A 7,220-nucleotide genomic window follows, 5' to 3' on the forward strand; every position below is an offset into this window, starting at 1 on the left:
GCCCGCTCCCCCGCCCACCGGCACCGCACCTCCGCCGACCGGGACAGGGCCGACGCGCATCGAGCGGCTGCCGGATCTGGCGGCCCCGCAGGAGCAGCCGGCCGTCCGTTCGTCCGGGCCCTGGACCGTCCAGTGGGACGGAACGCCCCCTGCGGCCGTCGCCGCGCCTGAGGCGCCCGCGCCCGCGCCGGAGGAGAAGGCGGAGGGCGCGGGGGGACGGACGTGGCTCGTCGTCTTGGCGGCGGCGCTCGTGCTGGTCGCCGGTCTCGTCGCCGGGCAGCTCGTGCGGCCGGTCCCGGAGCCGGCCGTGGGGCTGACCGTCGACCCCAGCGTCGTGTTCGAGGGGCAGGCGCCCGCGCTCCCCTGGCCCTCGTCGGGGCAGTCGGCCGTCCACGTGGAGGGCCTCGGGGGGATGGGCGCGTCGGGCGGGTCGGCGTCGACCCCGACGGCGAGCGTCGCCAAGGTGATGACGGCGTACGTGTACCTGCGCGACCATCCGCTGAAGCCGGGTGAGCCGGGCCCGGTCATGACGGTGTCACCGCAGGCGGCGGCGGAGATCCCGGCTCGCGAGAGGCGCGGGGAGTCGATCCTCGGCGTGACCGCGAACCAGCGGCTGACGCAGCGCCAGGCCCTCGAAGCCCTGATGGTCATCTCGGCGAACGACGTCGCGCACGAGCTGGCGCGCTGGGACGCCGGAAGCAGCCCGGCGTTCGTGGCGAAGATGAACGAGACCGCGCGGTCGCTGGGCATGACCGGCACGCGCTACACCGACCCGAGCGGCTACGACTCCGGGACGGTGAGCACCGCCGCCGACCAGGTGAAGCTGCTCCGGGCGGCCATGGAGATCCCGGCGTTCACCGAGATCGTCAACAAGCGGGCGTACGAGCCCGGCGACGGCGGCGCACCGCGGCAGGGCGGGAACTTCCTGCTGGGCCAGCACGGCGTCGTCGGCGGGAAGACCGGCTACACCGACGAGGCGGGCGGGAACTTCGTGTTCGCGGCGCGCAAGGAAGTCGAGGGCGTGCAGACCCTGATCGTGGGCGCGGTGCTCGGGCAGGACACCGCGTCGGCCGCCGGGGCCGTCGACGCGGCGCAGCGGCTCGTGGTCGCGGCCCAGGAGGCGCTGGTCGCGAAGACCATCGCCCCGAAGGGCGCGCGGGTGGCGCGGATCGAGGACGGCCTCGGCGACCGGACACCGCTGCGCGCCGCGGCGCCCGTGACCGTCGTCGGCTGGCCCGGCCTGACCGTGCAGGTCGGCATGGACGGCGACCCGCCGCGCGAGGCGGCCGCCGGCACGCAGGTCACCGCCCTCACGGCCGGTGCGGCGAAGGTGCCGCTTGAGCTGGTCCGGACGCTGGACGAGCCGTCCGTCTTCGAGCGCCTCCTCCGCCTCGGCTGAGCCCGGCGGCACCGGGTCACGCGTACAGCGCGGACAGGAAGCGGATCAGCAGCGCCTCGCGGGTGGCGGGCGGCAGCGCGTCCAGGATGGCGTTGACGACGGCCATCTCGGGCTGGCCGCCGCCGTCGAGGTCCACACCGACCGACGCGAGCAGCCCGGCGAAACCGGCGTCGTCGAGCGAGCCGAGGTCGAGGCCGGCGAGGGCCTCCACCAGGTCCGCCGGGACGTCGGGCGGCCCGGCGGCGCGGGCGGCCTTCGCCGAGTCGGCGAGGGCCGAGAGCAGCGGCTCGATGTCGCTGACGCCGGTCAGCGTGAAGTGCAGGTTCGGCGGGATGCCCGCGTAGGAGAGCTGCGGCTGGAAGAACCAGCCGCGCGACCGGGCCTCGTCGGCGATCACGAACACGTCCAGGCCGGGTTCGGACGACGCGACGGCCACCAGCGGCGCGACGGGCTCCCCGAGCACCCGCAGTCCGGGGATCTCGGCGACACCGGCGACGAGCCGCTCCGCCGCCTTCATCGCGTTCCCGGCCAGCTCGCGGTAGCCCTGCGCGCCGACCGCGTTGAGGGTGGCCCACGCCGCGCCGAGGGGCCCGGCGCTCTTGCTGCTCTGGACGGTCGCGTTGATGACGGTGTAGCCGGGCCATTCCGCGGCGGCGAAGTAGGCGTGGCGGCGGAGCGACTCGTCCGCGTAGAGGACGACGGAGGCGCCCTTCGGCGCGTAGCCGTACTTGTGCAGGTCGCAGGACAGCGACGTCACGCCGGGCACGGACAGGTCGAAGGGCGGGACGTCGCGCCCCGCGTCCCGCAGCCACGGCAGGACCCAGCCGCCGACGCACGCGTCCACATGGCACGGGACGCCCGCGGACGCGGCGACCGCCGCGATCTCGGGGACCGGGTCCATGACGCCGTGCGGGTACGAGGGCGCCGAGGCGACGACCAGGACGGTCCGGGGCGTGATGGCGGCGGCGGTCGCGGCGGGGTCGGCGCGGAACGACGCGTCGACCGGGACGTGCACGACCTCCATGCCCAGGTAGTGCGCGGCCTTGTGGAACGCGGGGTGCCCGGTCGCCGGCAGCACGATCTGCGGCTTCCCGGCGACCGGGCGGGCGTCGCGCGCCGACTTGACCGCCAGCATGATCGACTCGGTGCCGCCGCTGGTGAACACGCCGGACCCGCCGCCGAGCCGGCTCGCGACGGCGGCGACGACCTGCCGCTCCAGGGCGACGATGCTGGGGAACGCGGTCGGGTCGAGGCAGTTGACCTCCAGCATCTCCAGGTAGGCGGTGGCGGCGAGGTCGTGCACGGCCTCGCGTCCGGTGTCGTAGACGTAGGCGGTGACCTGGCCGCCGCGCACGGGCAGGTCCGCCTCGCGCAGCCGCGCGAGTTCGGCGAGCAGCTCGCCGGACGGGCGGCCGGTCTCGGGCAGTGCCGGGGTCTCGTGGGACGTGGCCGCGGGGGTCTCCGGCGCGTGGTCAGACGGCATGGCGTTGCGCTTCCTCGGTGCTTCGGTGGGGGGCGGGGCGGTCATCGGCGGGCCCGGGGCCTTCAGGCCGCCGGGTCGGGCAGTCCGATCGCGGTGGCGACGAGCCGCCGCACGTGGACGCGGAACCGGGCCAGCTCGCGCGGGTCGTCCAGTCCGTGGCGCGTTCCATCGGCATCGAGGACGCCGCCGGACCCGAAGCCGTGGGTGCACCAGACGACGGTCCAGATGACGTATTCGACGTCGACGCCGTCGGGCACGACCTTGCGTGCGGCGGCGGCGACCATCTCCAGCAGCGGCCTGACGTAGTGCTCCTCCAGGTGCGCGACGTCGGCGGCGTCCGACAGCCACCGGTGCATCCACAGGGCGGGGACCTCGGGGTGCTCGGCGCAGAAGTCGATGTACCGGTCGACGAGCGTGAGGAGCCCGCCGGCGTCCTCGACCTGGGCGACCGCGTCGGACAGGACTTCGCGCTCGGCCTTGTGGGCACGTTCCATAACGGCGACGTACAGGTCGCGCTTGCCGCCGACGTGGTAGGCGACGGTGGCCACGTTGAGCCCGGCCGCCTCGGCGATCATACGGGTGGAGGTGCCGTCGTAGCCGAGCGCCGCGAACAGCCGGGTGGCCGCGTCGAGGATGCGCTCCCGGGCACCGTCGCTGCTGGTCATAGCCCCAAGCTAGGTGCTGGCCCGGCCGTCGGTCAATCGCTTGATTGAGAGGTCGCGGGCGCGGTGAGGTGCACGGTCAGCACCATCTCCAGCTCCAGCCGCGCCTCCGGGTCGTAGAGCCCCGCGCCGAACAGTTCCTCCAGCTGGTGCAGCCGGTACCGGACGGTCTGCGGGTGGACGTGCAGGCGCCCCGCGACCTCCGTGGCGTTGAACCCGCTCTGCAGGCAGGCCAGCAGCGTGCGCATCAGCCGCTCGCGGTGCCGCGGCCGGACGCCGTTCAGCGGTGCGAGGCGCAGCTCGGCGACCGTCCGGACGAGCTCCTCGTCCTTGAACATGACGAGCGCCGGCATGTGGTCGGCGCAGCGGATCAGCCGGTCGGCCGGCAGGATGCCGCGGCGCGCGAGCGGCAGCGCCTCGCGGGCCCAGCGCAGCGACCGCGCGGCGTCCTCGACGCGGACGGTCGGGCCGAGCGCGGCGACCCAGTCGCGCAGCAGCGGCTCCAGAACGCGGCCCCGGCCGGGCCCGTCCGGGTCGGGGACGAGCAGGCACGGCTCCCGGCGGTTCACGTCGGCGAGCACGTCGGGCGGCAGCCGCGGGCGGGAGAACGGCTGCTGCCGCCGCTCGTACAGGACGACCGCGGCGACCTCGCGCGGCACCCGCCACTGCGCGAGCCGCGCGAGGTCCGCGACGGCCTGCGGGGCGGCGGGCGGTTCGGCGAGCAGCAGGTCCAGCAGCCTGCGGCGGCGGTGCTCCAGCTCGCCCGCCTCCTGCTCGCGGGCCTTGGTGTAGCCCTCGGTGGCGGCGCGGGCGATCTCGTCCAGGAACGCGAAGATGGCCTCGGCGATGCTCGCGAGCGTGCCGCGCGAGATGTTGTACCGCTCGGACTCGGCGGCGAGGCGGCGCCAGGCGACGCGGGCGCCGAGCCGCAGCGACGTCTGCAGGATGTCCAGGCTGCGGCCCTCGTGGGCCTCCGCCCAGCCGATCTCCCGGTAGACCGCGGCGACCGGCTCCCACGAGCTCTCCGGGTCCATGATGAGGTCGACGAACTGGCGCAGGGCGCCCTCGACGGCGAGCCGGACGAGCCGCGCGTACTCCTCGTCCTGCGGGCGGGAGTACTCGGGGATGCCGGCGAGGATCTCCTCGATCATCTCTTCGGCGAGGGCGTCCAGGTGGGGGCGGAAGACGTCGGACAGCTCGCTGGGAACACCGGCCCAGGGCTTCAGCGGCGAGCGCTCCCCCAACGTCGTCGTCACTGTCCGCGCCTCCCGGCCGCTCCGCTTACGGGCTCTACGGAAGCTACCGACGGCGGGCCGGGCGGGCTGTGTCCCCGTCCAATCAATGCGCCGGGAGCCTTGTCATCCGGATGACAAACCGGCGCCGGCGGGCGCGGGTGCGGGACCGTTACGGGGCGCTGGTGGCGGCGAGCGCTCCGGCCAGCACGAGCCGGCCCGCGGTGCGGACCATCGCGGCGACCTCGTCGGCCGGCTGCCGCAGCGACGCCAGGCTGACCAGCGCGGAGAGCAGGACGTGCCCGAGGACGATCTCGACGTCGTCCCGCTCGGGCACCGGGTCGCCGATCGCCGTGGAGAGCCGGTCGCGCAGGAACAGGAACAGGACCGTCCGCGGGTCGTCCACGCTGGAGTCGTCGGACGTCACCGCCTGGATGATGGCCGAGGTCAGCGTCGGCTCGGCGGCCGCCACGTACACGATGCGCTCCAGCAGCGCGGTGAGCCGCTCCTGCGGGGTCTCGCCGATCTCGACCGCGCCGATGTCGTCGATGGCGCGGTGCGCCCACGCCGCCGCGACCTCGGTGAGCAGGTGGTCCTTCGTGGCGAAGTACCGGTAGACGGTGGCGCGGGCGACACCGGCGCGGTCCGCGACATCGTGCATGGTGACGGCCGCGTAGCCGCCCTCCAGCGCGAGTTCCCGCGCCGAGTCGATCAGCCGTTCCCGCCGCGCCTGCTGGTCCTTGCTCAGCGTGCGCGTGACGGTGAACCGCATGTCGCCGCTCAAAGCGTCCTGCCTCTCCCGATGCCCCCGCCTGGCCGTGGCCTCCCCCATTCTTCCGCACCGGGCCGCCGAACACCTACATCGCGGGTCTTTCCCGCCATCACGACCCGCTTCACGACCGCACTTCCACGACAACCGACGCTTACTGCCGTCGAACCCGCCCGCCCGGCGCCGCGTACCACCTGCCAGACCGGGGACCACGCCCGGCCAGGGAATGCGACAGGGATTGGTTCGCGTGGAATCGGGCTTGCGGCTGACGGAGCGCTACCGGCTGGTGGACCTCCTCGACGACGACGGGACGCTGGAGGTCTGGCGCGCCTGGGACGAGCTGCTCGGCCGTCCGGTCGCCGTGAAGCTCCTGGCGTCCGCGCGCACCGACCTGCACCGCGCGTTCCAGAAGGGCGTCAACCGCGCCGCGGGTCTGTCCCACGCCGCCCTGGAGACCGTCTACGACAGCGACCAGACCCGTGACGTGTCCGGACGCCTCGTCTCCTACGTCGTCACCGAGTTCCTGAGCGGCGAGACCCTCGCGGAGCGCCTGCGCCTCGGGCCGCTCACCGCGTCCGAGACCGCCGGGATCTGCGCCCAGGTCGCCGGCGCGCTGCGGACCGCGCACCGCGCGGGGGTGCCGCACGGGGACCTGACCACCGGCGAGATCGTCCTCTTCTGCGGCGACGTCAAGGTCGCCGGCACCGGTATCGCCGGGATCGTCCGCGGCGCCCGCGGCACGTCCGGCCAAGACCGGACTCCCGTCACCGCCGAGTCCGCGGTGGCGGAGGCGAAGGCGTCCGACATCCGCGCGCTCGGCGCCGTCATCGCGGCCTGCCTCCCCGCCGGGCCGCCCGCGGACCTGGCCGCGCTCGCCGCGCGCTGCGCCGCCGCGACCACCGAGCACGGCCCGTCGATGAACGAGATCGCCGCCCTCCTCACCCGCGACGACGAGCCGCCGAAGGCCGTCTTCAGCCCGGCGCGCCGGGCGCCGTCCCCCGAGGACCGCACCCGGACGCTCCGCCCGATCCCGCGCCCGCGCCGGTACGGCAGGCACGCCCGGCCGGCGGCGCTGGCCCTCGTCATCGCCATCCCCGCGACGGCCGCCGCCGCGATGCTCGTCTCCGCGCCGCGCGCCCCGGTCACCGTCGTCCCGGCGCCGTCCCAGCCGCGCGCGGACGGGCCGCCGGCACCGGCACCGCCGGCCGCACGCGGCGGCGCGACGGAGACGGGCGTGACCGACGCGCTCGGGCGGCTCCGCCCGATCGTCAGCCGCGGCTACAGCTCGGGCGAGATCCGCTCCGACGTCGCGATCGACCTCAACAACGTCATCACGAACCTGGAGAACGACCTGACCTCCGACCAGGCCGTCGACGTGGCGCGGCGGATCGGCCTGCTGCGGGAGAAGATCGTCACCAGGGAACGGGAGCGCGGCCTGTCCCCCGGGCTCGCCGACGAACTCGACCGCGTGCTGGCGACGGTCCAGACATGACGGGCGACCAGGGCACCGGCGGGTGGCGCAGCGAGGAACTGCGCCCGGCGCGCGGTTTCCAGCTCCCCTGGCTCGCGCTCGCGGGCGTCCTCGCCACGGTCGTCGCGGCGACCACCCTCGTCATCGGGATCGGCGGCTCGCTGGCCGACGACCGCCCGCCCGACCGCCTCCTCCCCCTCCAGG

7 protein-coding genes are annotated in these 7,220 nt (G+C 75.0%); 3 read left to right on the plus strand and 4 right to left on the minus strand.

What is annotated here, in order from left to right; all coding sequences use genetic code 11:
• Nucleotides 1–1,399, plus strand: a 1,399-nt coding sequence (locus E1266_RS33855; RefSeq protein ID WP_347876768.1) for a serine hydrolase, incomplete at its 5' end; no start/stop codon positions are given.
• Nucleotides 1,400–1,415: 16 nt separating this feature from the next.
• On the opposite strand, the gene E1266_RS33860 is transcribed toward E1266_RS33855, so the two are convergent.
• The 4 genes from E1266_RS33860 to E1266_RS33875 all read right to left on the minus strand — a co-directional run bounded on the left by E1266_RS33860 (nucleotide 1,416) and on the right by E1266_RS33875 (nucleotide 5,560).
• Entirely contained in the window at nucleotides 1,416–2,882 is a 1,467-nt protein-coding gene (locus tag E1266_RS33860) for an aspartate aminotransferase family protein (RefSeq protein ID WP_132054119.1), read from the minus strand.
• Nucleotides 2,883–2,944: 62 nt separating this feature from the next.
• Nucleotides 2,945–3,547, minus strand: coding sequence for a TetR family transcriptional regulator (locus E1266_RS33865; protein ID WP_132054121.1), 603 nt, complete (start codon nucleotides 3,545–3,547; stop codon nucleotides 2,945–2,947).
• 32 nt (nucleotides 3,548–3,579) lie between these two features.
• On the minus strand, nucleotides 3,580–4,800 hold the full coding sequence (locus E1266_RS33870; protein ID WP_132054123.1) for a helix-turn-helix domain-containing protein: 1,221 nt from the start codon (nucleotides 4,798–4,800) through the stop codon (nucleotides 3,580–3,582).
• A 148-nt stretch (nucleotides 4,801–4,948) separates the two neighbouring features.
• On the minus strand, nucleotides 4,949–5,560 hold the full coding sequence (locus E1266_RS33875; RefSeq protein WP_132054125.1) for a TetR/AcrR family transcriptional regulator: 612 nt from the start codon (nucleotides 5,558–5,560) through the stop codon (nucleotides 4,949–4,951).
• A gap of 232 nt (nucleotides 5,561–5,792) precedes the next feature.
• Here E1266_RS33875 and E1266_RS33880 point away from each other — a divergent pair, with 232 nt between their 5' ends.
• A complete protein-coding gene (locus E1266_RS33880) occupies nucleotides 5,793–7,037 on the plus strand; it encodes a protein kinase (RefSeq protein ID WP_165966315.1) in 1,245 nt (414 codons plus the stop codon).
• On the plus strand, nucleotides 7,034–7,220 hold a 187-nt coding region (locus tag E1266_RS33885; protein WP_132054129.1), incomplete at its 3' end, for a hypothetical protein. The genes E1266_RS33880 and E1266_RS33885, both read left to right, overlap by 4 nt.

The sequence above is a fragment of the Actinomadura sp. 7K534 genome (genome assembly GCF_004348575.1).
Lineage (GTDB): Bacteria > Actinomycetota > Actinomycetes > Streptosporangiales > Streptosporangiaceae > Spirillospora > Spirillospora livida.